General features: G+C 51.5%; 42 protein-coding genes. 33 read left to right on the top strand and 9 right to left on the bottom strand.

What is annotated here, in order from left to right; all coding sequences use genetic code 11:
• A partial coding sequence (locus Q0835_RS27120) for a hypothetical protein (protein ID WP_298966222.1) occupies positions 1-265 on the top strand: 265 nt, incomplete at its 5' end.
• A 70-nt stretch (positions 266-335) separates the two neighbouring features.
• On the opposite strand, the gene Q0835_RS27115 is transcribed toward Q0835_RS27120, so the two are convergent.
• From Q0835_RS27115 to Q0835_RS27105, 3 genes are read right to left on the bottom strand one after another with little or no spacing between them, the layout of a single operon-like run.
• Positions 336-998, bottom strand: coding sequence for an HNH endonuclease (locus tag Q0835_RS27115; protein ID WP_298966220.1), 663 nt, complete (start codon positions 996-998; stop codon positions 336-338).
• Complete coding sequence (locus Q0835_RS27110; RefSeq protein WP_298966219.1) at positions 998-1,225, bottom strand: hypothetical protein; 228 nt, start codon at positions 1,223-1,225, stop codon at positions 998-1,000. The genes Q0835_RS27115 and Q0835_RS27110 overlap by 1 nt, the downstream gene beginning before the upstream one ends.
• Entirely contained in the window at positions 1,222-1,425 is a 204-nt protein-coding gene (locus tag Q0835_RS27105) for a hypothetical protein (protein WP_298966218.1), read from the bottom strand. Before Q0835_RS27105 ends, Q0835_RS27110 begins: the two co-directional genes overlap by 4 nt.
• A gap of 247 nt (positions 1,426-1,672) precedes the next feature.
• On the opposite strand from Q0835_RS27105, the gene Q0835_RS30410 reads away from it, so the two are divergent.
• A complete protein-coding gene (locus tag Q0835_RS30410; RefSeq protein ID WP_366142413.1) occupies positions 1,673-2,074 on the top strand; it encodes a type II toxin-antitoxin system PemK/MazF family toxin in 402 nt (133 codons plus the stop codon).
• A gap of 191 nt (positions 2,075-2,265) precedes the next feature.
• On the opposite strand, the gene Q0835_RS27100 is transcribed toward Q0835_RS30410, so the two are convergent.
• Both Q0835_RS27100 and Q0835_RS27095 read right to left on the bottom strand, forming a co-directional pair.
• Positions 2,266-2,472 carry a hypothetical protein gene (locus Q0835_RS27100; protein ID WP_298966216.1) on the bottom strand — a complete coding sequence of 69 codons (207 nt, stop codon included), beginning with the start codon at positions 2,470-2,472 and terminating at the stop codon, positions 2,266-2,268.
• Between the two features lie 772 nt (positions 2,473-3,244).
• Positions 3,245-3,664 carry a hypothetical protein gene (locus tag Q0835_RS27095; RefSeq protein ID WP_298966214.1) on the bottom strand — a complete coding sequence of 140 codons (420 nt, stop codon included), beginning with the start codon at positions 3,662-3,664 and terminating at the stop codon, positions 3,245-3,247.
• 87 nt (positions 3,665-3,751) lie between these two features.
• Between Q0835_RS27095 and Q0835_RS27090 the strand changes: the two genes are divergently transcribed.
• Positions 3,752-3,946, top strand: a complete 195-nt coding sequence (locus Q0835_RS27090) for a hypothetical protein (RefSeq protein WP_298966212.1) — start codon at positions 3,752-3,754, stop codon at positions 3,944-3,946.
• 296 nt (positions 3,947-4,242) lie between these two features.
• Here the strand turns inward: Q0835_RS27090 and Q0835_RS27085 are convergent, their stop codons facing one another.
• Positions 4,243-4,485 (bottom strand): hypothetical protein, encoded by a 243-nt coding sequence (locus Q0835_RS27085; RefSeq protein WP_298966210.1) that lies wholly within the window; start codon positions 4,483-4,485, stop codon positions 4,243-4,245.
• A 257-nt stretch (positions 4,486-4,742) separates the two neighbouring features.
• Here Q0835_RS27085 and Q0835_RS27080 point away from each other — a divergent pair, with 257 nt between their 5' ends.
• Complete coding sequence (locus Q0835_RS27080; RefSeq protein ID WP_298966208.1) at positions 4,743-5,114, top strand: hypothetical protein; 372 nt, start codon at positions 4,743-4,745, stop codon at positions 5,112-5,114.
• A gap of 24 nt (positions 5,115-5,138) precedes the next feature.
• Here Q0835_RS27080 and Q0835_RS27075 read toward each other — a convergent pair whose 3' ends face one another.
• A complete protein-coding gene (locus Q0835_RS27075) occupies positions 5,139-5,486 on the bottom strand; it encodes a Rap1a/Tai family immunity protein (protein ID WP_298966224.1) in 348 nt (115 codons plus the stop codon).
• 137 nt (positions 5,487-5,623) lie between these two features.
• Here Q0835_RS27075 and Q0835_RS27070 point away from each other — a divergent pair, with 137 nt between their 5' ends.
• From Q0835_RS27070 to Q0835_RS26980, 19 genes are all read left to right on the top strand, one after another.
• Positions 5,624-5,965 carry a hypothetical protein gene (locus tag Q0835_RS27070; RefSeq protein WP_298966206.1) on the top strand — a complete coding sequence of 114 codons (342 nt, stop codon included), beginning with the start codon at positions 5,624-5,626 and terminating at the stop codon, positions 5,963-5,965.
• A complete protein-coding gene (locus Q0835_RS27065) occupies positions 5,962-6,696 on the top strand; it encodes a DUF1194 domain-containing protein (RefSeq protein ID WP_298966203.1) in 735 nt (244 codons plus the stop codon). Before Q0835_RS27070 ends, Q0835_RS27065 begins: the two co-directional genes overlap by 4 nt.
• Positions 6,696-6,866 (top strand): hypothetical protein, encoded by a 171-nt coding sequence (locus tag Q0835_RS27060; protein ID WP_298966200.1) that lies wholly within the window; start codon positions 6,696-6,698, stop codon positions 6,864-6,866. The genes Q0835_RS27065 and Q0835_RS27060 overlap by 1 nt, the downstream gene beginning before the upstream one ends.
• Complete coding sequence (locus Q0835_RS27055) at positions 6,856-7,398, top strand: HNH endonuclease signature motif containing protein (RefSeq protein ID WP_298966198.1); 543 nt, start codon at positions 6,856-6,858, stop codon at positions 7,396-7,398. Before Q0835_RS27060 ends, Q0835_RS27055 begins: the two co-directional genes overlap by 11 nt.
• A gap of 293 nt (positions 7,399-7,691) precedes the next feature.
• Positions 7,692-7,949, top strand: a complete 258-nt coding sequence (locus tag Q0835_RS27050; protein ID WP_298966195.1) for a hypothetical protein — start codon at positions 7,692-7,694, stop codon at positions 7,947-7,949.
• Positions 7,950-8,031: 82 nt separating this feature from the next.
• Positions 8,032-8,934: a hypothetical protein gene (locus Q0835_RS27045; RefSeq protein WP_298966192.1), complete on the top strand. Its 903-nt coding sequence runs from the start codon at positions 8,032-8,034 to the stop codon at positions 8,932-8,934.
• On the top strand, positions 8,931-9,707 hold the full coding sequence (locus Q0835_RS27040; RefSeq protein ID WP_298966189.1) for a ParB N-terminal domain-containing protein: 777 nt from the start codon (positions 8,931-8,933) through the stop codon (positions 9,705-9,707). The genes Q0835_RS27045 and Q0835_RS27040 overlap by 4 nt, the downstream gene beginning before the upstream one ends.
• A gap of 6 nt (positions 9,708-9,713) precedes the next feature.
• Positions 9,714-10,082 (top strand): GIY-YIG nuclease family protein, encoded by a 369-nt coding sequence (locus Q0835_RS27035; protein WP_298966187.1) that lies wholly within the window; start codon positions 9,714-9,716, stop codon positions 10,080-10,082.
• Between the two features lie 14 nt (positions 10,083-10,096).
• The gene (locus Q0835_RS27030) at positions 10,097-10,981 is read left to right on the top strand and encodes a DUF1376 domain-containing protein (protein ID WP_298966185.1); all 885 of its coding nucleotides are present in this window, start codon (positions 10,097-10,099) and stop codon (positions 10,979-10,981) included.
• Positions 10,935-11,201, top strand: coding sequence for a hypothetical protein (locus Q0835_RS27025; RefSeq protein WP_298966182.1), 267 nt, complete (start codon positions 10,935-10,937; stop codon positions 11,199-11,201). The genes Q0835_RS27030 and Q0835_RS27025 overlap by 47 nt, the downstream gene beginning before the upstream one ends.
• Positions 11,185-11,517: a hypothetical protein gene (locus Q0835_RS27020; protein ID WP_298966179.1), complete on the top strand. Its 333-nt coding sequence runs from the start codon at positions 11,185-11,187 to the stop codon at positions 11,515-11,517. Before Q0835_RS27025 ends, Q0835_RS27020 begins: the two co-directional genes overlap by 17 nt.
• 5 nt (positions 11,518-11,522) lie before the next feature.
• Entirely contained in the window at positions 11,523-12,029 is a 507-nt protein-coding gene (locus tag Q0835_RS27015; protein WP_298966176.1) for a hypothetical protein, read from the top strand.
• On the top strand, positions 12,026-12,490 hold the full coding sequence (gene ssb / locus Q0835_RS27010) for a single-stranded DNA-binding protein (RefSeq protein ID WP_298966173.1): 465 nt from the start codon (positions 12,026-12,028) through the stop codon (positions 12,488-12,490). The genes Q0835_RS27015 and ssb overlap by 4 nt, the downstream gene beginning before the upstream one ends.
• Before the next feature lie 108 nt (positions 12,491-12,598).
• The gene (locus Q0835_RS27005) at positions 12,599-13,024 is read left to right on the top strand and encodes a hypothetical protein (RefSeq protein WP_298966171.1); all 426 of its coding nucleotides are present in this window, start codon (positions 12,599-12,601) and stop codon (positions 13,022-13,024) included.
• A gap of 13 nt (positions 13,025-13,037) precedes the next feature.
• Entirely contained in the window at positions 13,038-13,322 is a 285-nt protein-coding gene (locus tag Q0835_RS27000; RefSeq protein WP_298966170.1) for a hypothetical protein, read from the top strand.
• Positions 13,323-13,327: 5 nt separating this feature from the next.
• Positions 13,328-13,903, top strand: coding sequence for a hypothetical protein (locus Q0835_RS26995; RefSeq protein ID WP_298966168.1), 576 nt, complete (start codon positions 13,328-13,330; stop codon positions 13,901-13,903).
• 594 nt (positions 13,904-14,497) lie between these two features.
• Entirely contained in the window at positions 14,498-14,755 is a 258-nt protein-coding gene (locus Q0835_RS26990; RefSeq protein ID WP_298966167.1) for a hypothetical protein, read from the top strand.
• Entirely contained in the window at positions 14,755-14,907 is a 153-nt protein-coding gene (locus Q0835_RS26985) for a hypothetical protein (RefSeq protein WP_298966166.1), read from the top strand. The genes Q0835_RS26990 and Q0835_RS26985 overlap by 1 nt, the downstream gene beginning before the upstream one ends.
• On the top strand, positions 14,904-15,092 hold the full coding sequence (locus Q0835_RS26980) for a hypothetical protein (protein WP_298966164.1): 189 nt from the start codon (positions 14,904-14,906) through the stop codon (positions 15,090-15,092). Before Q0835_RS26985 ends, Q0835_RS26980 begins: the two co-directional genes overlap by 4 nt.
• Before the next feature lie 244 nt (positions 15,093-15,336).
• On the opposite strand, the gene Q0835_RS26975 is transcribed toward Q0835_RS26980, so the two are convergent.
• Positions 15,337-15,465: a hypothetical protein gene (locus tag Q0835_RS26975; RefSeq protein WP_298966162.1), complete on the bottom strand. Its 129-nt coding sequence runs from the start codon at positions 15,463-15,465 to the stop codon at positions 15,337-15,339.
• 433 nt (positions 15,466-15,898) lie between these two features.
• Between Q0835_RS26975 and Q0835_RS26970 the strand changes: the two genes are divergently transcribed.
• From Q0835_RS26970 to Q0835_RS26955, 4 genes are read left to right on the top strand one after another with little or no spacing between them, the layout of a single operon-like run.
• Positions 15,899-16,483, top strand: a complete 585-nt coding sequence (locus tag Q0835_RS26970) for a terminase small subunit (RefSeq protein ID WP_298966159.1) — start codon at positions 15,899-15,901, stop codon at positions 16,481-16,483.
• Complete coding sequence (locus Q0835_RS26965; protein WP_298966223.1) at positions 16,467-17,804, top strand: terminase family protein; 1,338 nt, start codon at positions 16,467-16,469, stop codon at positions 17,802-17,804. Before Q0835_RS26970 ends, Q0835_RS26965 begins: the two co-directional genes overlap by 17 nt.
• 7 nt (positions 17,805-17,811) lie before the next feature.
• Positions 17,812-19,872: a portal protein gene (locus Q0835_RS26960; protein WP_298966157.1), complete on the top strand. Its 2,061-nt coding sequence runs from the start codon at positions 17,812-17,814 to the stop codon at positions 19,870-19,872.
• Positions 19,873-19,878: 6 nt separating this feature from the next.
• Positions 19,879-20,184, top strand: a complete 306-nt coding sequence (locus Q0835_RS26955) for a hypothetical protein (protein WP_298966155.1) — start codon at positions 19,879-19,881, stop codon at positions 20,182-20,184.
• Here the strand turns inward: Q0835_RS26955 and Q0835_RS26950 are convergent.
• Positions 20,175-20,396 carry a hypothetical protein gene (locus Q0835_RS26950; RefSeq protein ID WP_298966154.1) on the bottom strand — a complete coding sequence of 74 codons (222 nt, stop codon included), beginning with the start codon at positions 20,394-20,396 and terminating at the stop codon, positions 20,175-20,177. The two genes, Q0835_RS26955 and Q0835_RS26950, sit on opposite strands and share 10 nt — an antisense overlap.
• A 71-nt stretch (positions 20,397-20,467) precedes the next feature.
• On the opposite strand from Q0835_RS26950, the gene Q0835_RS26945 reads away from it, so the two are divergent.
• From Q0835_RS26945 to Q0835_RS26920, 6 genes are all read left to right on the top strand, one after another.
• Positions 20,468-21,409: a hypothetical protein gene (locus Q0835_RS26945; RefSeq protein WP_298966153.1), complete on the top strand. Its 942-nt coding sequence runs from the start codon at positions 20,468-20,470 to the stop codon at positions 21,407-21,409.
• Positions 21,410-21,490: 81 nt separating this feature from the next.
• Positions 21,491-22,678, top strand: a complete 1,188-nt coding sequence (locus tag Q0835_RS26940) for a P22 phage major capsid protein family protein (protein WP_298966151.1) — start codon at positions 21,491-21,493, stop codon at positions 22,676-22,678.
• 57 nt (positions 22,679-22,735) lie between these two features.
• Complete coding sequence (locus tag Q0835_RS26935; protein ID WP_298966149.1) at positions 22,736-23,398, top strand: hypothetical protein; 663 nt, start codon at positions 22,736-22,738, stop codon at positions 23,396-23,398.
• Complete coding sequence (locus Q0835_RS26930; protein ID WP_298966146.1) at positions 23,398-24,843, top strand: hypothetical protein; 1,446 nt, start codon at positions 23,398-23,400, stop codon at positions 24,841-24,843. Before Q0835_RS26935 ends, Q0835_RS26930 begins: the two co-directional genes overlap by 1 nt.
• Positions 24,840-25,211 (top strand): hypothetical protein, encoded by a 372-nt coding sequence (locus Q0835_RS26925; protein ID WP_298966144.1) that lies wholly within the window; start codon positions 24,840-24,842, stop codon positions 25,209-25,211. The genes Q0835_RS26930 and Q0835_RS26925 overlap by 4 nt, the downstream gene beginning before the upstream one ends.
• A 412-nt stretch (positions 25,212-25,623) precedes the next feature.
• Entirely contained in the window at positions 25,624-26,631 is a 1,008-nt protein-coding gene (locus tag Q0835_RS26920; RefSeq protein WP_298966140.1) for a hypothetical protein, read from the top strand.
• Positions 26,632-26,711 lie beyond the last annotated feature (80 nt).

Here is a 26,711-nt window from a genome sequence, read left to right as displayed (position 1 = left end):
GCTGCGTGTGGCGCTGCGTGTGGCGCTGTATGTGGCGCTGTCTGTGGCGCTGAGTGTGGCGCTGCGTGTGGCGCTGCTCTTCCTACCATGCCAAATGGCAGCAGATGCCCCGAAGGCAAAAGCCATAACCAACGGCGAAGGCACGATGACAACACGAGGCTTCTTCAGTCCGGCAACCTCATACAATCCTTCAATTGCCGGAATAATCTTTTCAGGCTCGATTGGGTCGGTGCGCATTGCCCGGTTAATCCAGAGCTTTGCGTGAGACTTCATCTTTTCAAGTTCATCAGAAGTAACGCCGCCTAGCGCTTGATTTTTCGTTCTAATTATCTTGCTCATTGTTGAAACTCCGCATCTATTGTGAGCCAACTCCAAGTTCTTCCGGCATAGATGTCAGCGATAGCGGACCTGCTAACGCCGTAGCGGTCAGCAATCTGCGGCAGGGAGAGAGAGTTACGAATTGAAAAAATTTCGAGAACATCTTTTACGGTCAGCTTTGACCGGCCATTCGCTTCGCCCATAGCCATGGTGCCGTGGATGATTTTATCAGCGATGTTCTCTGTGGGGGTTTTCCAAGATATATGCATTGGGTTGCAGCAACCAATGTGCCCGTTGCCGCAGGCGTGGGCCGCTTCATGCTTTAATGATGGTGGAGGGCCATATGCTTGTTCGCACGCTAGCCGGTGCACAAAAACGGTACGCCCCTCGTAATAAAGAACCCCGTAACCCTGCTGATGCTTTCCATATGGCCAGACAAGGCAATCATCCCCTTCGAAACTAAGGACGAAATTTTCGAAGTAACGTAGGGGTTCTCCCGGTGTTGTTTTACTGATTGTTGGGCTTCCGTATTTGCGCTTTCTTTCGTAGTGCGCGCTGCAAAGTCCGCCAGACTTTACGTGCTTCAAACAACCATCGATCAAGCACACATCCATGCGCGCTTTCTCTTCAGGGGTAATTCCACCCTCAGCGCGTGTCTTAGTTCTTATGATCTCAACCATCACGCGGCCTCCTCAGTGTCTTGGGCTGCAAGTTCGGCTCGTATACGTGCGACTTCTGCGCTTAGCTTGTCGAAGCTGCTCAGCAGGTGCTGTATCTGATGCTCTTGTGAATCCTTGGAGTGCAAACCAACGTAATAGGCGGCAACCGCGTGTTGTTGAACTTGGTTCGAGTGCCATTTTGCGCCAAGAATTGCGTCGTCGAGAGTGGAGAGATTGTGGTCACTCATTCTGCGGCCTCCTGAAACAGGACAGGCGCTTCGTCTTCATCGCCACGTTCCGGCCTGATAACGTCATAGTCTTCAGCGCCGATTGCTTCCGCACGTTCAGCAGCGGCAGAGAGAGCGCTGAAATAGCTGCACACATACGCAGCCCGCGACATTACTTCTCCGTCTGAATCGTAGAACTCAATCAGGTGTGTGCGGGTCATCGGTCTGTCCTCTGTGTTGAGGACTAAAGTAACAGATATGTCTGGTATGTCAATAACAATACCAGAAAAAACTTGTATGGTGTGTTATTCTCCCTCCAGTCCAACCAGCTGCAGAGCCGCCGCCATGAACCGAATCTTGCGATTTTTACGAAATGCGGTTTCCGCTGGGGTTAAACACTGGGCCAATCTATCCGAGTGAATTTTCGTTTGATAAAATTGGGCGTTGAAAACGAGGTATTGAAACCTGATGGCGCTCAAGTTTTTCCCAAAGGCGGGCCAAATATACTATGCGGATTTCAGCGATTTGAGTCCGCCAGAGATATGTAAGAAACGACCAGTGATTGTTATTTCTCCTAAACTCCCTGGGAGAAGCAACCTTGCTGCGATTGTTCCGATAAGTCTGAGCGCTCCTGTCAGGGAAGTCCCTTATGTCTATAAACTATCAAGGAATTACCACCCGCGAGAGCCGGACGATTTAGACTGCTGGGCTAAAGCGGACCTTGTAATGAATATAAGTCTTGGACGCATGGATTGTATTAAGGTTGGTAGACGTAGATACGAGTACCCTCAGCTTACACCTGAAGACCTTCTGGGAGTGCGTAGGGCGGTACTAGCTGGTTTGGGGCTCGACAAAATCATTGAAAAATGAGGTCACTTATAGTACATATATTGCGTACCCCGGATGTCGGGCTTTAAGACCTAGACTACTAGGCAGGCTACTCGACTTGGTGATGACAAGCCCTGAGTAGCCTCGAACTGTCAACGTCCCTTAACCCCGCCTTGTGCGGGGTTTTGTGCTTTAATAAATAGCTGTTGCTTATGCACAGCCACCACCTTGCCCTATTCAGAATAGTCTCCAGAGACACCCGCGATTGTTTTAGTTAGTTTTTCACGCTCATCATCCGTCAGATCCGCCAAGTCCTTTTGTGCGATTTTACGGCCCAGGACGGCCTCTCCAAAAACCTCGTAGAATTCCTCCACGCTGCGTTCGTCCAATTGATATGTGTCCTTAGCGCTGAGGCGATTTAGCTCCCCCAGCTTGCTCATGGCAAGGTTCCAGTCATTATTGCTGAGTGAGCTAGGGTCCGCCTTGCCAGTGAGTGAATAAAGATACTCGGTCAAGGTCGGAGCCGGATGGCGACCTTTCCTTTTCAGTTGACTGAAGACATGTGCACATATGTGTTTTCGGTACTCTGCGACATTCCCTGCCGCTATGGGGCTCTTATTGGGCTTCTTCACTTTTACTACTTCGCCGTAATTGATTACGAACGATAAATGTAACTATTTCAAGCGAATAAAAAGCTGTGGCTATTACTCATGCAATAAGTAACAACTCAACATAACCTTGTGTTGATTAGAGATTATTTACAACTTCCGCAGTGGTTGTGTGTTGATTAGGGGTAAATACTGAAATTAATCATTAACAATCTTTAATGCGACATTTTTTTGAAAAAAAATGCTTGCAAATATCACGCTTCACGCCAGTTTTAGGGCTTTTGCCTGTGGCCAAGACGCTAAGCGATTGATTCTGATGAAATATTGTCTGCGATAAAGCGTGAAATGCTACCTAGAGCGCAACCGAGATCACAACTCTAGAATGAAAGTTGGTTCATTTTATTGGTAATAATATCAAGTCACGCAGATTGCGTTGTTAGATTTACTCACCCAAAAAGAGAAGTTCACGCAAGGTGTGAACCACCAGCATTCTTTATCGGTCTTGCTTTTTGCTATATGCCGGAAAGGGTTACAACAAGAAACGATAATTCAACAAGGTGAAGTTAAATAACAGGCCGCGCTGTGCAAGGATTAGTGGAATTACTTACTTCGATTGATCGCTTAGGGGCTGAAGAGACACTTCGTCGTTGGCGGCTTCTTCGAGATCATCTGGCCGCAGGAAATCACGTATCCTCTTTTGATCTTTCTCACTCACCTTGCTGTAGTAGGTCACAAACTCAACGCCGTCAGGATCACGAAGAAGTTTGATGACCTCTGGGCGGCTAGCCAGTTCTCTCACTTCTTGGGTAAGTACCTCGCCATATAGGATCTCAATTGGGCTAATTCCCAAGGCATCGCATATAGCTAAGAATTTTTTGACGGTCGGCTGCGCACCATCCATCATGTCGCCCACGTAATTCGGATTTAAGCCAGATGCGAGCGAGAGCGCACGCATACTGAATTCTCCTGAATCCAAGGCTTTTTGAACCGCCTCTTTAAATCGAACAAGCCACAAATCTTCCATGCCTCAAAATAGCAATCTGGCATAAATTTGCACGCCAGATAAAACTGGTACTTGCGATACACGAAATATCTGGTATTCTCTTTGGTTATGAGAGAAGAACTCAAAGATTTAGCCGATGAAGTGATGCTCAAAAAATCATGGGCTCCTAGCACCTTGGAAAAGGCATTTGGGAGCCCAGGCATTTTGAACACCATCAACAACGGCAAATATGGGCCGACCTTTGGCACGGCTGAGCGCTTCAAAACCTTCCTTCAAAAACAACTAAGCGAAACCTCCAACTAAGCGAGCAGGTAATGACAAGATCACCTGATGACATTTTTCGTGACGATGCGCGTTTTGCGAAGATCGTAAAAACATCTTCGGGGTCAGGTCTTCTTATCGGCGGGACGGTTATCGGACTTGACTGTGATGAGAAGACAGCGCTCCGCCTTGCGAAGACTTTGCGCCGTCCTTCAGATCCAATATCTGAACTAAGCGAGCTTAATCTTAACAACCTGAAAGGTGAAGCTCACGGTTTAATCGTTGGGCAGCCTTCATGAAAAACATTCAAGAAATCAAGCCCGTAAAGAATGTATGGCCTAATGAGGATTTTCATCCTTTAGCGCCTCGCGCGCCGTTTCTACTAACGCGTGGCCCAGATGGAGAGCTTCTTCAGGTGCCATTGACATCGCAAACACAATTCTGGGGTCTGGATGTACCTCTGGCGGAAGTCGCCCGATACGTAGCCAAACGTCTCGTCCATTCTCTCCGATCCTCACTGCGTAGTTTCCGGGAGCAATAAATAGGGGGACTTCTTCCTCTTCCGGCACGTCGTTGATCATAGCCGCACTCCTTGATTGTGATTTTTCAATCCGACACCGGAGAGAGGTAAGAGTCAAACAAGGGGCGTGAGGGCCTGCCGAGTTGCGGCAATTACGCAGGCCCTCACGTACATCGCGACTCTAGGGACAGAGGGACAGCCGCGACATTTCGAATTCTGTAGGCATTGGCTGTGTGTGAGAGCGGAGCCGTTGCCTTTGAGTAACCGGGGAAGATCCCCGATCTCCTGAAACTGAATATCACTCAGGAGAATTTGCACATGATCAAAAAGTCTTTGCGTGAGGATCAAAAAATGAGCGTAGCGGCAGCGCGGGAAATGGCAACGGGACTTGTCCAGCGAGAGAGCAGGGGGCCCGGCGATTTGGATAATGCAATGCGTCGTGTCGAAGCAAAATACGGCGTTCCTTATTCGGTGCTTTGGTCGCTCCGCTACCGCCAGCCGAAGGACATCCTTCTCGGTGTCTTCACCAAAATTAGGGCCGCGTATCAGGCCGAATGTGCACGTCAGGCTGCTCTTCTAGAGCACGAACTCACAATCACGAGGGCCGTGAGCGATGAGATTGATCCGAAGTTGGTGGAACAGGTTGAGGCTTTGGTTCGTGAGATCCGAGAAAGCCAATCAACGGGATAATTGGGGGAGGTGGCGATGACGGTATTAGTGGCAGGGGAATGCTTCACCGAGTGCTGTCACCGAATACGGCGCAGCCAAATTATGGCGAATTTCCGGATTGGCAATAAGGTATTTCACAACGACATCTCGGAGTTGGGAATAGGTAACACCGGCAGGGAGGCAGAAACCTTGTGCCTTTTTGGCGTCTGCAAGACCGGTCTGAAATTCAATCATAGCAGCGACTGTTCCGCCGAGGGCTCCAACTTTTACACCCTCGGTGACTCCGGCGACGTAGCCCAGACAGAAAGATTCGGGGTCTTCCCGGCAAGAGCGGAGCAGGTCGTTCCCTGTGAAACTTTGAGGGAAGGTGATGGTTGGCCAGAGTACTGCCATCAAAAAAAGAGCAAAACGCATTCGGTGACACTTTCTCGGTTGCAAGACCCGCAAGCTCCAACCTTCAGGCAATCTCTTCGAAACTGCAAGAGTAGAAGTGCTCTGCCCTGGCTTAACAAAGAGGGGGCTAGAGACTGATGGGCAAGTTCTCCCGAGACAAAGGCGCTCGTTTTGAACGTGATGTTGTCAACATTCTCCGAGCACATGGCCTAAGGGCCGATCGCGTTCCTCTTTCTGGTGCTGTTGATGGCTTCGGAAAAGATGTTCGCCTGATCGACCACAACGAAGTGGCATTGACTGTTGAGTGCAAGAAGCGCGCAGACGGTCAGAAACAAATCAGAAAATGGATTGAAGAGGCTGACCTATTAGTGCTTGGCGCTGACAGGCAGGAGGCTCTTGTTGTTCTGCGTTTGAAAGACTTCTGCGAGTTACAGGCTGAAGCCGGTCAGGTTCTCCCAACAGAGGAGAGTGCGGCATGAGATTTCTCCCGACAATTCTATTAGCAACGGCCATATCAACACCGGCTCTAGCTCAAGACTGTATCTCCACAGAACTTGCTCTTGTTGCTGATGTCTCTTCATCCATGAGCAGTGGTGAGCGTGAAATTCAAAGGGCAGGGTATGCTTCTGCATTCCGCTCTGGTGAGGTTTTTGACGCTATTCAAAACTCATACTGCGGCGCAATTGCTGTTGCCTATATCGAGTTTGGCTCAACCCCCCATATCATCGCAGATTGGTTTGTCATCCAGACCGATGAAGACGCGGAGTATTTCGCGCAGGAAATTGAAGCTGCCGAAACTCTCAAGACCGGTCCGAGTGGCACTCTCACAGGCTTAGCTCGAGCGATACGCTTTGCTGGTGAAAGCCTGGACGCCAACGGTATCACAGCAGACCGATCGGTCATGGATGTATCCGCTGACGGTGGCGATAACATCGAAAACGGCTGCACCAACGGCAAACACACTCACAACGCTGTTCAGATCGCCAGAGACGAGCTGACAACGCCATCGGCGGAAAACGGATGGCGTGAAGTCGTCATAAACGCCTTGCCGATTGTTGGCGGTCAGAACTCCGGCACGTGCGGAATGTCTCTCACAGACTACATGGATGAATTTGTCCGTGGCGGCGCTGGTTCATTTCTGATGGAAGCGAATGGCGTTTCCGATCTCCCGAGAATTGTCCGCGAAAAACTGGCACAGGAGATCGGCTGATGGATATCTTCGGACGCCAATTGTTATGCGTCTTTGCTTTCATGGCCATCTTCATCGTCGGCATAGTCGCATTGCAGGTCTACAGCGCCACTCAACCGAAAACAGGCGTCACCACCATTCATAAATCGCAGGATCGACTGAGCCTTTCGGAGGTGTGCGATGAGCGTTGAAATCACGTTCCAATTAGTCCGCGAATTCCTGGACTACGACGCAGCCACAGGGAAGCTAACTTGGCGCAATAGAGAACTAAAGTGGTTCGCAAACACAGGATCTTGGAAGCGCTGGAATAAGAAGTTTTCAGGTGAAGAAGCGTTCACGTCGCATGACAAGGCAGGATACCGCCAAGGAAAAGTCCTTGGTCAATTTGTTCTCGCACACAGAGTTGTTTGGCTTTGGGAATATGGTCAGTGGCCCGAGCAGGTAGACCACATTGACGGGCAGAAAGACAACAACCGTCTGTGTAACTTACGGTCTGTCACAAACACCCTGAACGCCCAAAATCGAAAGAAGTCAGCTCGTAACAAAAGCGGGGTAACAGGCGTTCATTGGTACGAAGCGCTAGGCGCGTGGCAAGCGCGCATCAAATGCGGTGACGTAAATAAGCACCTTGGCTACTTCGAGACAATTCAAGAGGCAGCGGCAGCCCGGAAGGCCGCTGAAAAAATTCTCGGCTTTCATCCCAATCATGGGAGGGGAGCATGACCCCATATTTGACAAATCAAACAAGTGAGCGCATGATTCCTGTGTCGGGTGCAAATTCACCCACCAGGATTAGGACCCTGTTGTCTTCACGGCGCTCCACCCGCGCCCTTTCATGTGTGCGGGGTTTCTGTATCTGGCGTAACGCTAGATCCGTATGGAGTGGGCAAACAGGCCGCGCAAGCGGACCTGGGCGCATTGCCGTGAGGTGCGTCTCAGGTAGTCCTAACCTGTTTCGTCCACTCCGCCACTCGGGATTAGGACACCGGGTTGCGGATAGATCACGGAGCGCTGTCATGACCACGACAAGCCACACCCAAGTTACACCCATTCGCATACGCTTAAACGAAGTCCTTATCGACCTCGAGCTTACCCATGACCGTCAGGAGGGCCTTCAAGGTGCCCTGCGCAGCGTCATAAGCGAGCTGTTCGAAGAAGGCTTCGACCACCCAAATCTCAAAGCCCTCTACTACCTGACGACCACGATCAGGGACGAGCACAAGCGTGCTCATGGGCAGATTGAGAAGCTGCGCAAGGTGCGCGCAGAAGTTTGAGTAATCGCGCCTGAAAAAGCTTACCCCCGCCATTTGCAAAGCAGGGATGTGCGGGGGCTTACCTTGGAAAGGAAACTCAAAAATGCTTCAGGAACTAAGTACCAAATCACAGCCCATCTCGCAACTGAAACCTGATCCAATACAGCTATTTGATGGGTTTGTGATGCACGGTCTGACGCTTCCGAAAGATGAGCTTTTGGCCGAAGTCTGGAATGTCACTCCGGCGCTGGCCGAGCACATCCTGCAAAAGTACCACAACAAGAACAGAAAGTTCATCGTCAACAATTTCAAGAAGATTGTTCGTGAGATGGACAATGGGCATTGGCGGCTTACATCGCAAGGCGTGTCGATTAATAGCGACGGCGATTTAGATGATGGGCAGCATCGCATGCACGCCATCGTTGCCACAGGGACGGCGGCGAAGATGCTTGTAGTCGTTGGAGCCGATCCCGAAGGCTTTAAGGTCCTCGATACTGGTCGCAAGCGCCAGGCGGCTGACGTGCTTTCCATCGATGGAGTGGTGAACCCAAAAAACATGGCCGCCCTGGTCGCGTTCATTCTCGCCCTGAAACGGGGGAACATGAGCGCACAAGTGTCCACTTCGGAGATTTCGGACTTCACGGCGGAGCATTACGAACCCCTACATGAGGCGGTTTTGTTCGGTGCAAAGATCTGCAAGCACCTGAAGGGCTCTCAGGCTGCATATTCGACGTTTTGCTATCTGGTTCTCACAGAGAGCAGTCACGCAGACAAATTGCCAAGTTTTGTTGACGGCGTTGCATTTGGTGAAAACATCAAAAGGGGCGATCCGGTCTACACTCTTCGCAATATGTTGAACTCCGGAAGGATTTCAGGCAGTTCAGCCTCGGCAAAGGTGCAGCAGGTCAATCACTTTTTGCGCACGTGGGAGAAGTATCTTCTCGGAGAGACTTTCCATCACTACAGGGCCATGCCTATCGGCTCAAATCTCCATCGAGTACGATGATGGAGATCTTTTACTTTCATCCGGAAGAAATTGATGTGGTCGGCACCCGCCGACCCATCGGCCCGGAAAAGGTGAACGAACTTGCGCAGTCTATAGAGCGGTTCGGACTCCTAAATCCTATCGCTATCCGCGTTGTCGATTTGGAAGTTGGAGGTCAGAAACTCCTCCTGATCGCCGGAGCGCACCGCCTTGAGGCTTGCAAGAAGCTAGGCCTCGAAAAGGTCGAGTGCGTTGTGCACGAGGTTGACGACATCGACGCTGAGCTTGTTGAAATATCGGAGAACCTACACCGGTCAGAGCTGACACAGCTTGAGCGCTCAGAGCAGATTGCACGTTGGGTAGAGTTGTCAGAAGCACATTCGGCGCAAGTTGCGCCGATTGAAAGCAAACGAATTGACGGAAGAGGGCATAGGTCAGAGGGTGGGGTCAATGCCGCCAGTCGAGAGCTAGGCATAGAGCGTACTGACGCTCAACGCTCCGTCAAAGTTGCCAGCATCTCAGAGCGTGCCAAAGAGGCCGCTCGACAGGCGGGCCTAGATGATAACCGCAGCGCGCTCCTAAAGGCTGCCAAAGCACCAGCAGAGCAGCAAGAAGCCGTCATTCATTCAATTGCCCAAGCCAAGGCAACACGCACCATCATGTCCGAAGATGAGAAGCGTGAAAGATGGCTCAATAACCTCCTGAGAGCTTGGGAAGCGGCAGACCAGTGCGCGCGTGAAACCTTCCTGCAAAAGATTGATCAGCCGGTTATGGACCGGCGTTACAAAGGGTAATCCACTATGGGTGAACGCGCAGACTACGAGAAACTCTCTAAGAGGTTGGCGGGTGACAATTGGCGGACACCCAATACCTACTGCAACTTGTTTATGGAGCCGAAGCTTGAGCCTGCGGTTTACATGTTCATCGGATTTCTGGACCACCCTGAGCAAGATGTGGTCGTTTCTTACGTTGGAATGTCTGAGAAGCTGTCTCAGCGCCTCGCGAGCCATCCAGCGTTGGCGGAAATCTCAAAAACCTTCAATTACGTACAAACGTGGTTCAAGCCTACGCTTGTCGAATACTTGAGAGAAGTAGAGCTTTCTTACATTCAAGAATTTGATCCCCCTTGGAATGTTCAGGGGCGGCGGCGCGGGGTAGTCTCAATATGAGCAAGGCACCCTCCATGCCCATGTTCTGGGATGCATATCTCGCAGATACGACACACCTCACCACTGAGGAGCATGGCGCTTATCTTTTGCTGCTTGCTGCCATGTGGCGTAGGGATGGAAGTGTTCCCGATGATGATAAGGACAATGCCCGAATCTTGGGTTTGACAGCCGCTAAATGGCGCAAGATCAAAGCCCGCCTCAGCGAATTTTTGACCTTCGAAAGCGGCCATATTTCGCAAAGAAACTTGCAAAAAATATGGAAAAAAACGCAAGAAAAAATCGAGAAAAATTCGCAAAACGGTGCCAAGGGTGGGCGGTCTAGATCGAATAAAAACAAGAGCTTAGGTGAAGCGAACGCTTCAAATTCGCTAAACCCAAACGCAAGCATACCAGAACCAGAACCAGAACCAAGAGTAAAAAAGGAACCTAAAGGTTCCCAAAAAAAGGGAACGCGGCTTCCTGAAAACTGGACCCCTTCAGAAAAAAACATCCAAGACGCTCAGGCTCTCAGCCTGACAACAGATGAGGTGCGCCATGAAGCAGATAAATTCCGAGACTACTGGATTGGAGCAAGTGGGCAAAACGCTATCAAACGGGATTGGGACGCCACGTGGCGGAACTGGTGCCGCAAAGCAGCCGAACGGAAGCCAAGCCGTAGCTACCAGCAACCTCAAAACCCCCTGGCGCAAGCATTTGACGAACTCCGCGACGATATCGAACGCGCTGAACGCGGGGTCGAGCCTGTTTCGTCCCGACAAGCCGGAGATGACGGAGCAGAAATTATCGAGCTTACGGCAGTTGGCGGAAGAACTTACGGCGGGCGAGAAGCCGGAGGCGAAATCAGCCTTGGAGATGGCTACGACCCTGGCCGGGTGTTTTCGGGCGAAGGATTTCGCTAACGCCAAGACCTTTGCAGCGGCTCTGTCGGCAACCTTCCAGCAATACCCGGAGGCAGTGGGGCGCATCGTGGTTGATCCGGTCAATGGTCTTCCGAGCACCAACAAGTTTCCGCCGTCTATCGCAGAGGTGAGGGAGGCTTTGGACGCTCGCCAGTTCTGGGGGCAATCCCTCAAAACCACTTTGAAGCGGATGGAGAAAGCCAATGCCACAGTTCAGTGATTGGGACATTGGCAAGGAACTCATGCCGCGCGACAACGCAATCAGGTTTGCCCGTTCAGCAATGCCGGATCTTGTCCAGCGCGCCTGTGCGGAAGGTTGGCAACAGCAGCTCATCGGCTTCATTCAGCGTCGTCACTGCAAGCCGACCGGTGAGCAGGTCCAAGCGATGATCCGTGACCACAACGAATTTGATCTTCGGTTTTCCCAGATGAGCCCGGAAATGCAGGAGCGTTGGAAGCTCAAGGATATCGCCGCAAAGCGGGAGGCCACCAAAGCCGACCTTCTCAAGCCCCTTCAACTCAAAGCGACAGGATAAGAGCCATGCTTGATGATGTTTTTGTTTATCGCGGTAGAGCAGCTACAGCCAAAGATCATTGCAGAGATCTTGGACTTTCAGAACGGATTGTCCTTTGGCGCATTTCAAAGGGCCGCATTGGTGACGAGATATTCGCTCCTGTTCCCAATCCGATACTTTTCGAAGGCGATATCTGGACAGTCACCATGCTTGCAGAGAAGTACTGCCTTGATGACTGTATCGTCCGAGAACGATGGGCTCGCGGTGCGCGGGGGCTGGAGTTGGTCGCGCCTTTGAATGACCGCACCCAGGCACAAATTCAGGAGCTTAAAAAGGCCAACAAGGAGTTTCTCCGCAGGCTACTCAAGCATCATCGTTCACGCGGTATTGCGCACCTCAAAGCCAAGAAGATTGATCATGTCGAAGAGCCTTTCGACACAGCCGCAGCTCTTCTGAACGCCCAACGTTTTGAAGATGCAGCGAAGGGATATCAAACAGCTAGCACCGGATTTAATTGGGAGTACGCAGCATGAGTGGAAGCGTCAACAAGGTAACTTTGGTTGGAAACCTGGGAGCAGACCCGGAAATTCGCCGTTCACAGGATGGTCGCCCCATAGCCAATCTTCGCATTGCCACAACAGAGAGCTGGCGGAACAAATCATCTGGCGAGCGCCAGGAGCGCACAGAATGGCACCGCATCGTCATCTACAACGAAGGGCTGGCGGGTGTTGCAGAAAACTATCTGCGCAAGGGCTCTAAGGTCTATCTGGAAGGTCAGCTACAGACGAGAAAATGGCAGGACCAATCCGGCCAGGATCGCTACTCGACAGAGATTGTCCTTCAGGGATTCAACAGTAATCTCACGATGTTGGACAGCCCTCAATCCGGCCAATCATCAGGTCAAACAAACTCAAACACCGGGTCAAATGACCAGGGTGGGGGATTTGGACCGCAAGACGACGAAATTCCGTTCGCACCGGAATGGAGGGGCTAACATGGACATGTTCCCAACAGGTTGGTGGATTTTCCCGCTTCTCGCAGTTCTGTTTTGGTGCGCTGTTGCGTTTGGTTTGGGCGCTTGGATTTTCTAAGGAGACACGAAATGAAAAGCTCAAGACGCGGATTTCTTGGATTGATCGCAGGCGGTGCGACTGCTGGTCCGGGAGCGCTGAAAGGGGCCTTGGCTAGCGCAAGTGAAATGGGCTTTCCAACAGCTAGCGTTGGTATTCCGCAAGGTGGTGATAACAACCCCAACACTGCCGCAATATATATTGCCAGAGACATTCTCAGAAACCTGGAGCGGAAGAAAGGTGAGCCTGAAATATCTCGGCACAATAATCTGTTTGCTGACATAGAAGCGCTTAAGTCGATCTCCCCATCTGCAAAGGCTCGAATGCAGCACGACAAGCATTTGGATCGGGAATTGGCATTTATGATCGACAGCTTCCTCAGAGAGAGGGGTCTTAAATGGGTTGGTCTCTCTGAAGAATCCCTCATGTCCATCATCAAAAAAGCAGCAGGCGATTAGAAGGGTAGGGGCTATGGCCTGGTACCAGCGCGAGTACATCGGAACCGTCACAGGAAGAACGATAGTTACAGATGACGATGGGAAAGAGAAATATCAGCAATTAGGGCGCTGGATTCTATTTACCGGACTGTTCGGCATTCGTCGTGTTCAGCTTGTCGGGAATCCTGGCGGTTCCCCGTCTGCAGACAACCTCAAGGCCAAAGTTAAGGCATGGGAGCTGGGCGGGCCTCTACCAAAGCTTGATGACGACACAAGGGTGAAGAGTACAGGTCACGTTTTAAAACTGGTGAAGGAATAGGCGGCATGGCAAGACGGGGCGGACACAAGAAGCGCAGGCAAAACGTAAATCGTGAGCCGAACGGCAGACTGTCCCGCAGGAAAGAGTATCAGCGTAATCTGCGGAACCAGGAACGCGAGGAAACCGAACGTGAGGCCATGGAAACAGCGATGGCCGCTCGGCTTAGGGCGGGAATACCACAAAACCTTGCCCAATCTGTCGGGACTATCGAAGCAGCATTGTTTGCCAGCAACGCACTGAGCAGGGACCAATACGAGGCGGCGGTTTTCTACAACACGGTTCGTATCAAATATCTCAGCGCGATTGATGAGCCTCATGCACCTCGCGAACCGCGCGGGCCGTCGCAAGGTGGTGATGAAGAGGCTTTTGAGCGTTTCTGCGCTGGTGCAATTCAGCAGTGGGAAGGTATGCGCAATCAGGTCATGGATTCACAAAGTCTTCTAGGGAACACGGCAAACCTGTTTGGCGCATTGGATAGCCTGGAGCGTGGTCAGATATTGGAGCATCAACTTGGTGATTTGAGGTGTGCACTCAATGCTGTGCATAAATTCCGCATAAACTCCACAAAACGTGCAGCATAGACATTGACGGCGCAGAAAATGTGTGCGAATGTCATTTTTAACACAATGGGCGCTTCGCGAATGGGAGCGCTCTTTTGATTCAGGAATTCGGTGTTTTGCACGGCACCTAGGCGTTAGATGCAATCGGGTCGTTCCTGCATGGCGTTTGTTCCCGTTCGACTCGGGCGCACCGAACACAATCAGGCGGCGGCTTATGATTGAGACCGTGCGCCCCGCCTGAAACATCCCTTATGGGGAGCCAAGACGAGCCGAAAGGCGGTTAAGCCCCAACGTCTATAAACAAGCGCGGGTGGCAAGCGGGCACTGCTTCACTAGGATCCCGCATCTCAACCCTGTCAGTCTTCGGATTGGCGGGGTTTTTTCTATTGGAGGCATCTCATGTGCCTAATCGACAACAGCCGCGTCATTGGTTTGCACCAGAATAACCCGCTTATCGGGATGGGTGGGTGTGTTTGTGGCTGGGGCGGCTCAAGCCCGTGCCCTTGTCCGAACAACCCAGTGTATCAAGCGCCTCTGCCAGAGGTCTCCATAGTTCCAATACAATGGAAGCCCCGCGTTCGCGTCAAGGCAAAGTCAAGGTACTGGTGAAGTCACATGCCTCGCTACACCAAGCGTATCGCATCAGAGATACTTCGAGATCCACGCAGATCGAAGGCTGCGAAAATCGCCAGAGGCGAAGCGCTCACTCAGAGGTCTTGTCTTACTGACGATGACCGCATTCATGAGGATGAGACTCTGCTTCCGGCATTGACGGTATCGGATCATGAGGCAGTGCCAATAGGTGTATTGGACGCGGACGGAAACGAGTTCATGCGGCTCCCTGAGCGTATTGGATTTCACTGGAAAGACTGATGGCAAGTGACCCGGCTGAAACAGCAGTTAATCTGATTGTCGAGGCTTACAAACAGTCTGAAATGACTGAACAGCAATTCGGCGCTCTTTTGGAATTGATTGCCCTGGACTTCAAGCAAGGCAAGGCGACAAAGCCGGAGCGGTCCAATTGACAGGGCCTGACAGCTATCTCTTCAGAGCCTCTGACGAAGACGGGTTTTCACAAGAGTGGCTGGTTGATGATTTCGAAGAGCAAGAGACTGAAATTCACCTCTATCGCAAGGGCGTTTTCATTTACGCCATCTCCTACGACGACTGGGATTTTATAGAGGGCGGCAGGTATGAGGCAATTCACTAATGGCAATTGCCTTCGAGAGCTTTGCCAGCACCAATTTAGACAATACAGCGACAGGAACGCTAAACCTACCAACCGGGACAACGTCCGGTGACGTGCTCGTGTTCGTTGCTGACACAGACGGCACAAATGGAATCGCTGCCTTAACGGGGTTTACAAATCTCTTTGGCGGCCCTGTTGCGGGATCGGGCGGGACATTTCGAGGGAGTTATCAGTACCGGGTTTGCGATGGAGCAGAACCGTCGTCCTACACGATATCGATGATTTCGGGGTCTGAGCGTGTTGCGTGCGCGTTACTTAGGTTCTCAGGTGTCGACAATACAAACCCGATCAATGCGAGTGGAACAAATTCAGGTGGATCTAACACCTCCGTCATTTTTCCTTCCGGGATAACGACATCAGCGGCTGACTGCGTAGTTGTTGCGGCGATCTCAAATGAGTCAGGCAATAGCGGCAATCCGATTGTTCCGAGTTGGCCAGCAGATTGGACCGAACGATACGACAATGAAAACGGGCCACCAGGGAATGGCTCTGCATCTGCTTCATGTGCAGCAGCAACATTTGAGCAGTCAACTGCTGGAGCGGTCACAAGCGAAACCGTCACGATAACTGGCGGTAACAGCTTTTGGATATCAGCCTACATTGCGCTAACTCCGGCAGCATCAAATCCTGAAGCTGAACTAAGGAGCTGGCAACAAGCTCCACTAAGAGCGGCAATCGGGATGGGAATGTAACGGATATTGTCGCTAGAGATTATATCGTACACGATAGGAGGCGGAGCAAGGTGAAATTCCACTCCGCGAATTGTGATGGCGCTGACCGATAAGCAGGCGAGGTTTATTGAAGAATACCTTGTGGACCTAAATGCCACACAGGCAGCTATCAGAGCTGGATACAGCGAAAAGACGGCAAACGAGCAAGGATCGCGTCTGTTAGCAAATGTTAAGGTGTCTGACGCTATCGCCGAAGCACAGAAAGAACGCTCAGAGCGCACTCAAATTACCCAAGACAGAGTGCTGTTGGAACTGGCGCGTTTGAGTTTTAGCGATCTACGTAAATGTCTCACACCATCGGGGCACCTAGTTGATCCGCAAGACTGGGATGATGATACGGCGGCGGCAATCAGCTCGCTTGAAGTTGTCACCAATCGCACCAGCGAGAAAGACGCAGACGGTAAAACGCCGGTTGAATACACCCATAAGATTAAAACTTGGGATAAGAACGCGGCACTTGAGAAGCTGAGTAAGCATCTCGGTTTGTACGCGCCAGAGAAAAAGGAAATCTCTGGCCCTGACGGTGGGCCGCTTGAGGTCGTAGAAACACCCGCTTCCGTGCGACTGAACGCAATGCTGGATAAGTTATCATCAGTCAGTGGCGATGCTGAGTCCGGCTGAGCGGTTAGGGTCGCTCTCACAGGAGGATAGAGAGGTCGCACTCGCGGATTTATCCGAAGAAGACTGTGAAGAGCTTCTGTTCGACTGGCGCGGCTTTCTTGCTCGACCAAATCAAATTGCTCCTGATGGCGATTGGGATATCTGGATGGTCTTGGCCGGTCGAGGCTTTGGAAAGACACGGATTGGCGCTGAATGGGTTAAGGAGCAAGTAGCTTCAGGTATCAGCCGTATTGCACTGATTGGAGAAACGGCGGCTGATACTCGTGATGTGATGGTCGAAGGCGAAAGTGGGTTACTATCGGTTTATCCAAAGTCAGAACGCCCGCTCTATGAATCATCGAAGCGTCAGGTCACTTGGCCAAATGGGGCGATTGCTAAGCTTTACAATGCGACGGAACCGGACCAGCTACGTGGACCGCAGCATGAAATAGCTTGGTCAGATGAGTTAGCGAAATGGAGATACGCTCGCGAAACGTGGGATCAGCTTCAATTTGGTTTGAGGCTTGGTGATCATCCTAAGCAAATCGTCACTACGACACCGCGGCCAATTGAGTTGGTCAAAGCGATTGTGGCGGGGCAGGAGGGCGCGGTTGCGGTCACTCGCGGTCGAACGCTTGATAACAAGTCGAATCTTGCCCCTGCGTTTTTGAAGAAGATTCAGAAAAAGTATGAAGGAACCCGGTTAGGTCGCCAAGAGCTTCACGCCGAAATTCTTGGAGATAGGCCCGGTGCAATTTGGCGTCAGGCAGATCTTGATGCATCACGCTTAACCGAAGCGCCAGATGACATCGAGCGCATTTTAGTCGCAGTCGACCCGGCGACGACAAACAACGAAGACAGCAATGATCATGGAATCGTTGTTGTTGGGATGCGAGGCGATACAGGGTTCGTAATCGAAGATGGTTCGACGGAAGGCTCGCCGCTTCAATGGGCACGTCGCGCTGTGGCCCTGCATGATAAACATCAAGCTGATGGGATTGTTGTTGAGACCAACCAGGGTGGCGACATGGTGGCGCACACTCTTCGCGGTGTTCGTGACACGCTGAATATCATTGAAGTCAGAGCCAGCCGTGGAAAGCACGTTCGGGCAGAGCCTATAGCGGCGATTTATGAGACAGGCCGAGTGCATCACATTGGCGCGTTCCCGGAACTTGAAACGCAAATGACGGACATGACAAACGCGGGATACGAGGGCGACGGCTCGCCGGATCGCGTTGACGCTTTGGTCTGGGGCTTCTCAGAGCTTTTCCCGGATTTAATCAAGCCAAACAAGCAGCCCCGCAAAGCTGCTCCACGCTCTGTTACTTCTTGGATGGGATAACCAATACATGTCAGACGATTCCGGCCTTCTAAGGGAGGCGCAAGACGCCTTTGAAGAGGCGGAAGAATTCGAGAAGCACAATCGAGATACTTACATTGAGGACAACAAGTTCGCCCGTTTGGGTGAGCAGTGGCCGGAAAAGATTAAAGAGCAGCGTCAAGCTGATGGTCGCCCCTGTCTGACAATCAACAAGATGCCTGCTTTTTTGCGGCAGGTTGTTAATGACGCTCGCCAGAATAAGCCGTCAATGAAGGTTGGCGCGGTAGATAGTAGCGCTGACCCAGATACAGCAAAGGTCATCAACGGACTTATCCGTAACATTGAACATATCTCCAATGCTGATGTCGCGTACGACACAGGCGTAGAGTGTGCAGTTGGCGGCGGTTTCGGCTATTGGCAAGTCGATATCGATTACGCTTTCGATGATACGTTTGATCTAGATATTTTGATTGAACGAATTACAAACCCACTGACCGTTTACGGCGATCCAAATTCAACAGCTGCAGAGTCCTCCGACTGGAATACAGCCTTTCGAATTGAACGACTGAAGAAAGATAAATTCAAAGAGCTTTATCCTGAAGCTGATCGGGTTGATTGGAAGTTTGATTTTCAAGACGTTTCGCAGTCCTGGTTTGATGGCGACTACGTCATGGTTGCAGACTGGTGGCGACGTGAGCAGGTAGATAAGACTATCCTGCTTTTGTCGGACGGAACGGTGCTAGACGAGAATGATCTAGAGGACAACTGGGATTGGATTGTCGCTGGAAACATCACCCCAATTAAAAGCCGCGTCGTTAAAAGTCATAAGGTAACTCGCAACAAACTGACTGGCGCTGAGGTGCTTTCTGTCGATGAGTGGCCCGGCAAATACATCCCGATTATTCCGGTGTATGGCGAAGAGTTCGACATTGGGGGGAAAGTATACCGCCGGTCTTTGATCCATAACGGCAAAGACGCTCAGCAGATGTTCAACTTCTGGCGCACTGCCGGGGCTGAATTGGTCGCACTTGCTCCTCGTGTTCCGTTCATCGGGCCTGTTGGCTCGTTTGTAACCGACGCCAATAAGTGGCAGTCAGCTAACTCTGTCAGCTATTCACACATCGAATATGATGTTGTGAAGGAGGGGCAGAACATTATGCCGCCCCCTCAGCGCCAGCCGCTTGATTCTGGCGTTGCTGCTGGCGCTTTGCAGGAATCCCTGAATGCTGCCGATGACATGAAATCAATTATCGGCCTTTACGATGCTTCACTCGGTGCGCGGTCCAATGAAACCAGCGGTCGAGCAATTATGGCCCGGCAGAGGGAAGGGGACGTATCAACATTTCACTTCCTGGACAATTTGACACGTTCAATTCGTCACACTGGCACTGTCGTTCTGGATCTCATTCCGCACGTCTACAATGAAGAGCGGATTATTCGTGTTCTTGGTGAGGATGGCACAGAAAGCCAGCAGGCAATCAACCAGGCTGTTCCGAAAATCGATACGGATGGCAACCCAATGATGGAAGAGGTGCTTAACGACGCAGGCCAACCAGTCATGCAGCCGTTGACACGGGTCTTCGACCTGACCGTGGGCAAGTACGATTTGGTTGTCAACGCAGGCCCATCATTCACGTCGCGACGTGAAGAAGCTGCAACGCAAATGACAGAGATGATCAGGGCCTATCCTGATATCGCACCTGTCATTGGTGATTTGATCGCGAAGAACATGGATTGGCCCGGAGCCGATGAGATCGCTAAGCGCCTTCAGAAAATGCTGCCTCAGCAGCTTCAGGAGCAAGCTATTCCGCCTGAGATTCAGAAGCAGATCGAAGAAGGTATGAGCCGCATTAAGCAGCTCGAGGAAGAGAATGCGTCCCTCAAGGCTGATAAGTCGCTCGATGCGATGAAGCTCAAGATTGAAGAGCAAGAACTTGAGCTAAAGAAAATCGTGGATTTGATGGGCGCACGCACGAGTCAGTTTGAGGCGATAACAGATCGAATGCAGGCGACGGGATCGCTTCAGCCTCAAATGCAGTACAGTGCCACTCCTGCGCAACCTCATTTTCAGAATGGTTTCGCGAGGTAGCGCCGAATGGCAACTTTGCATGTCGCCTGGATTACTGCTCAAGCTGCCGCTGGAAGAGATCCAGGAGCAATAGTCAACGAGATTGTTTCGGCTGAGGAAGTCACAACCTCTCTGTCGTCAGCCATTTCAGGAATTCGCCCGGACAAAGCAACGCATGCCTTCGTTCGCTGCCTGGATAGTGCTCACTACGTGACGAACAAGGGACATATCGAGGACGCTTCCGCATCGAATTCGATTTCTGTTGCGGATGGTGGCTTTTTAGCAATTCAAGTCCCGAAAAACGGCAGAATTGCCGCCATAACTCACACATAGGTGTTGCTTTGATTGATCCGCGAAAGACAAAAGCTGAAGCCAGTCATCAGGCAACTCCAAACAAGCGCATGAAGTGCGATATCTGCTGTCACTTTGAGCCATTGATATCCTGCAAAGCGATTAAGGGCAGGATTGGACCAACGGGCTGGTGCAAGCTCTACAAGAGCAAGCGGCAACCCAAAACTTAAACCAAACATCAGAAATACCGGCATTGACCGGCTAACCAGCGCCCCATTTCGGGGCGCTTTTTTATTGTCACCAACCGAATATCGGAGTGATCAAAATGCAAGACGAAGAAATGCTCGAAATTGAAGCACTGGAAACTGAAGACATTCAGGATTCAGCAAGCGAAGAGGACGAGCAATCGTCTGAAACCGAAGTCGATGACGTTGAAGCCGATGAAGAGGCGGAAACGGAAGACGCAGAGGATGAAGAAGACGAATTTAACCTTGATGACGATGACGAAGGAGTTTCGGAAGTCGAAGAGGTCGAATTTGAGGGCAAGAACTACAAGGTTCACCCTGATCTGAAATTGGCGCTCATGAGGAACGCTGATTACACCCAGAAATCTCAGGGTGTGGCTGAAGATAGGCGAACACTGGAACAGCGCGAAGAAGCGTTTGAGCAGCAAGTTCAGGTTTATCAGGAGCTGCGATCTGAGTATGCAAAATTCGAGGCAATCCAAGGTCAAATTGACCAATACAAAAACGTAGACTGGAACGCGCTCGAAGAACAAGACCCGATTGAAGCGGGCAGGCATTGGCGATCCTTTCAGCAAATGAAAGACAGTCAGCAGCAGCTTGCTGCAGGCATTCGCCACAAAGAGCACGAGTGTTCTCAGGCAGCGCAGCGGGAAGCCGCCAAGCGCGATGAGGAATACGTTCAGGCTCGCAATAAAGTAATTCCCGACTGGTCGGAACAACTCAACCTCCAACTGACGGACTTTGCAAAAACATACGGCTTTACGCAGGACGACGTTGGCTCGCTGCGTGATCCCCGCATGTTGCAAATCCTCAGAGAGGCGATGGATGGACGCCAGTTGAAGACCAAGCTTCAAGAGAAGCGTAAAGCTGCAAAGAAACCCAAGCCGAAACAGGATGTGAAGCCGCTCAAGAAGCAAGCGAAGGGTCGCACTTCTGCGCCGAAAGGCTTGAGCGATGACATGTCTCCAGAAGCTTGGGTCGCAGCTCGAAACAAGCAGGTAGCTGCAAGGCGCGGCTACTAATCTCAACAGACATGAGCGTCGGGAGACGCCCAGTCCCCGTGCCGAGTGCCTGAGAGCACTGCGGCCTGATGGAGCCTTATTATGGCTAATACCCTTCTTACGAGTACTGCCGTAACGCGAGAGGCGTTGCGCATTCTTCACCAGAAGCTGAACTTTGTTGGCAATGTGAACCGCCAATACGATGATCGCTTTGCTAAGACAGGCGCGAAAATTGGCGACACGCTGACAATCCGCCTGCCGAACGAATATACAGTGCGGACTGGTTCGGCGCTAAGTTCCCAGGATACTGCGGAAACGAGCACAACGCTCCAGGTTGCCACCCAGAAAGGTGTTGACCTGAATTTCACGTCCGTTGATCTGACAATGGATATGGACGATTTCAGCGAGCGAATTCTTGCTCCTGCCATGTCCGTGTTGGCTGCGAACATCGAAGCTGATGCTCTCTCGATGTACAAGGACGTTTACCAGCAGGTTAGCAACCTTGGTTCGTCCGCGACCTTTGCCGGTGTGGCCAATGTCCGCAAAAAGTTGGTAGACAGCCTGACCCCTCAGGATGATCTCTCAATGTTGATCAACACGGAGGACAACGTCGATCTGGTTGACGCTCTGAAAGGACTGTTCAATGACTCCAAAGAAGTCTCGAAACAGTACAAAGAGGGCTACATCGGTCGCACTGGCGGCTTCTCCTTCATGGAGAACACGCTTCTGCCGACCCATACGACCGGCTCAGATGACGGCACTGGCGATTATCTGACCAATGACGCGTCGGCGCAAACCGGCTCAACGCTGACAGTTGGCACTGGTACTGGCACCCTCAAGCAAGGTGATATCATCACCATTGATGGCGTGAATCGTGTCCATCCTGAAACGAAGGTGGACACGGGTCAGTTGATGCAGTTCGTCATCACGGCTGATGCGGGTGCGAGTGCAACATCCCTCAGCATCTCTCCTGCGATTGTGGCAACTGGCGGTTCTCAGAACGTCACCAATGGCGCTGCAAACAACGCTGCTGTGACCAAGGTGGGCGGCGCTTCTGCCGTGCACAACATTTCGATGGGCTTCCATCGTGATGCCTTTGCCTTTGCAACTGCGGACCTTCTCAAGCCTAAGGGTGTTGATTTCTGCGCCCGTGAGGTTCTGGACGGGATTTCTATGCGTATCGTCCGCGCCTACGACATCAACAACGATCAGTTCCCTTGCCGGTTGGATGTCTTGTACGGCTACAAGGCAATTCGCCCGCAGCTCGCTTGCCGTTGGGCCAATAACTAACGGATTGGGGCGGCTTCAGCCGCCCTTTTCCTTTCTGCGTGAGGATCTGAGGTAAGCATGGCTTTTGACAATCTTGCAGATCTAAAGACTGAGCTTCAAAAATACCGCGGTCGTTCAGACACGGAATTCATGGAGCGTCTTGATGGCTTTGTTGCACTTTTCGAGTCTCGCGCCAATATCGATCTGCCAATTAGAACGGCGGAAGTAAACACGACACTGACGGGTGCGATTGGATCGCGCTCGATAGATTTACCTGCCGACTTCTCATCGCCTATTGCCGTTTTCCTGACGACTTATGGCACAGAGGATTTTCTCTCTCCAATTATCGCGGGGAATTACGAACTTGGAACAACAAACGGTACTCCACGTGCTTGGATGATCAACGGATCGAAGCTCGATTTCGATGTTCCTTGCGACCAGGAGCACACTTTCAAATTTCGCTATCGCATGACGTCGCTGGATCTTGCGACGACTGATCCAAATTGGCTTCTGACCAATCATCCCAACACATACCTATATGGCTGTTTGAAAGAGGCGGCGGTTTGGTCCCGTGACTTTCAAGACGCCGATGCTTATGAAAGTCTCTACATGGATGCGGAGAAACGTATCTCGTGGAATGAAAGCCGGTCTAAGTCCGTTGCACCCTTAAGGGTAGATCCAGCACTTTCAACGACGGGTGGCTACAACATTAACTCCGACAGCTTCAACGGCGTTGGCTGATGACAATTCAGTTGCCGCCATTTGAGCCGGATAGAGCTTCTTTCGCTCCATCTGCTTCCCCATCTGTGTTCAATGCTTTGCCTGTGAGAGATGGTTGGGGCCCTTTCGCGGATCTTTCGATTTTCACGTCGGCATTGCCTTCAGCTTGCCGGGGTGCGGTTTCTGTTAGGACAAACACTGGTGCCTATAAGATATTCGCAGGCACCGAGACAGCGCTGTATGAACTCAATAACACGGACTACACTTGGACGGACCGCACAGGTACGACAACGCCTGCTGTGCCATCAGGGGACTCATGGTGGTTTGTGCTCTTTGGCGACACTCTTATTTGCGGCAATCTCGGCACTGACACGCAAGTAATAAATATCAATTCCGGTACTGCATTCGCTGATTTGGCTGGTTCTCCTCCCAGGTCAAAATATGCTGTCGTCGCTGGTGAATATCTTCTGCTAGGTCACTTGGATGGTGCGCCGCGTGCTGTGCAGACTTCCGGCCTGGGCGACTCAACGTTTTGGACGCGTGGCAAGCGTGGCTGTAGCCGTCAAACTTTTGCAGACGGGGGCGATGTTCAGGGGCTTATTGGTGCCGAGAACGGGGCAATTATTGCTCAGTTGAACAAGTGGCGTCAGCTCAGCATCGCGGTTTCCGGGGGCTATTCTTACACTACTAGAGAGATAAACCCTGACAGAGGCGTCTTTGCCCCGCGCTCGCTGGTTCAGATTGGTCCCGGTCAGTTCTTTTATTATTCAACAGACGGCTTCATGGTTGGTGTGGAGGGTCGCCCAATCGGTGCTGAGCGCGTTGATAAGTGGTTCAAGGATCAGGTCGACACTTCGCAGTTGACCGCAATCCGCGCCGTCGCAGATCCGTTCAATAAAATTGTGTGGGTGCAGGCTGATCAGGTCGGGTCATCCAAGATTTTGGTTGGGTACAATTGGCAGCTTGATCGTTGGTGTCCGGCTGACATCGATGTCACGGAAATGCTTGCTTTGGCCACGCCTGATGTTTCCTGGGACGGCTTGGCAACGCTCTATACGACTATTGACGAGGTAACGGAGCCTTTCGACTCTCCGTTGTTTGCTGGTGGAATTCCGCGCTTTGGGGCCTTTGACACCGATAATAAGCTTGGGCTGTTCACCGGGGCAGCGCGTGAAGCAACGCTGGAAACTGCCGACATTGAGTTCAATCCGGGTTGGAAGACCCTCTTTCAAGAGGCGCGTGTCTATACCGATGCAACAGACTTTACACTTCAGGTCGGAACTTCTGAATTTCATGGCGGGGACCGCACTTGGAGTTCCGAAATCACGCCATATGCAGCAACGAAGGCTTGTTGGTTTAACAATGAAGGTCGCCTGCATCGCTTGCGCCTGAAAATCGCGGAGGGCGCTGCCTGGAATCATGCTGTTGGCATCGAAGAGCGTGGAAAACGGACGGGGAAAATATGAGAGGCACGCCTTCTGTCTTCGGTCAGGTAGACCCTCCCGTATCTACGAAGCTAACAACTACCGGGCAAACCGACGTATTTGAGAATTCTGCGCAATACTCTCAGACCATCAAGAACCTTATTTTGGTCAATGAGGACACGTCGAATGACATCAAGGTTACGCTTGAGTGGTTTGATGGGTCGGCTGATGAAACGTTCTTCGTCGGGACGATTCCGAAAGAAACGACTGCGAACTTTTTGGACATCCCGCTCTATTTCTCGAACGAAGTTTCGGGACAAAAAATCAAGGCTACAGCCGGGACTGCAAACCAGATCACCGTAACAGTCATCGCAGTGTCTGATTACGGCCAGCAAGGCCAGGGCGGTTGAATATCACGCTTGTTCCGGTTCATCAGATTGATGACGTATGGCCTTTGATATCTGAAGGTTTGAAACGCGCTAGTGTGGCGACGGGTGGGGATATTACAGTCGCTGAGCTTTGGCAGGAATGTAGGCGTGGTTCAGCATTTTTACTTGTTGTCCATGAAGGGAAAAACCCTTGCGGGGCTTCTGTTTGGCGTCCTGAAAATTGGTCAACCGGCCCGAAATTACGGTGCCTTGCTTTGTATGGAGTGAGGCTCCTGAAGTGGATCAGGCCACTTCGCGAGGCGGTCATTCAACTCAAAAATCAATGTGGAGCAACAAGCCTTGTAGCGGAAGGGCTTGAGCGATGGGAGCCGTTGTTCAAGCGGCTATTTCCAAAGGCGCGGCGGATAAGATGCCTCTATGAGGAAAAGGTATAATGGGCGGCAGTTCTAAGAAAACTCAACAGCAAACTCAGAAGACGGTGAACGAGCCTTATAGCGCTGCAAAGCCATTGCTGAACACGGCTATGGGTGATGCGCTCAAAGCGTACAATGATGATGGGCTTATCAAGCCGAACACCATGTCTACCGTTGTTCCGTTCGACAAGAGAACAACTCAGGGCATGAATGCTCTTGAAGCAGCCGCAAACCAGAATATCGGCTCAAAGGGCCTTTCGGGGCAGATGCAAGGCGTTATCAATAGCGGTGGCTTCACAGCTCCCCAGAGCACCGCTGTTGGATACTTTGGCGATGTGACCGCTGGTAACCGCGATGTGGATGCCGGTCAGTCCTTTGCATCTCAAAATCTCTCAGACATCGCCAGTGGAAAGATGCTTGGTGGCGGTGATCCGTATTTTGAAGAGGTGTTGAACCGGGCAGGGGAAGAGGCTCGCTTTGCGGTTGATCGCGGCGCTCAGGCTGCCGGTCGATATGGATCTGAAGATCATTCAGGAAATGTTGCGAGTGAAATAACAGATCTGCAAACCCGCGCTCGATCTGGCCAGTACAATCAGGAACGCGCGGCCCAAGTTGCGGCAACTCAGCTTCTCGACCAGAACAGACTTGCAGATGCCAACATTGAGGCAGGGAATGTTGGGCGACAGATGCAGGGCGCATCACAGATGTTTAATATGGGTCAAACAGGCTTTGGCAATCTGCCAACTGCGTTCCAGAATATGCAGGCACCCGCACAAACACTCACGTCACTTGGTGGTGCATATGAGGACCTCGCAGGACGTGAGTTGAATGATGATCTGCGTATTCAGTCCGAACAGGACAATGAGGAACTTGCAAACATGCAGGCTCTGCTTGGCATAGCGAGTGGTGCTGGCGGATATGGCACGAGCACCGCACAAGCTCAGGTGCCAGTGCAAAATAACGGCTTCTCGAATGCTCTTGGATTAGGGCTAACAGGTGCCTCTTTGCTTAGTGGAGGGTTCTTCTAATGCTTGGATTTTTCGGCGGTCGGAATGAAGCACAGGCTCCAGGCGAAGCGCGTCAAAGTCAGCTCAGGAACTTTCTTGCG

It is taken from the genome of uncultured Roseibium sp., from assembly GCF_947499295.1.
GTDB lineage: Bacteria > Pseudomonadota > Alphaproteobacteria > Rhizobiales > Stappiaceae > Roseibium.
The sequence above is the reverse complement of the archived record's forward strand: the minus strand, read 5'-3'. Positions and strand labels throughout refer to the sequence as shown.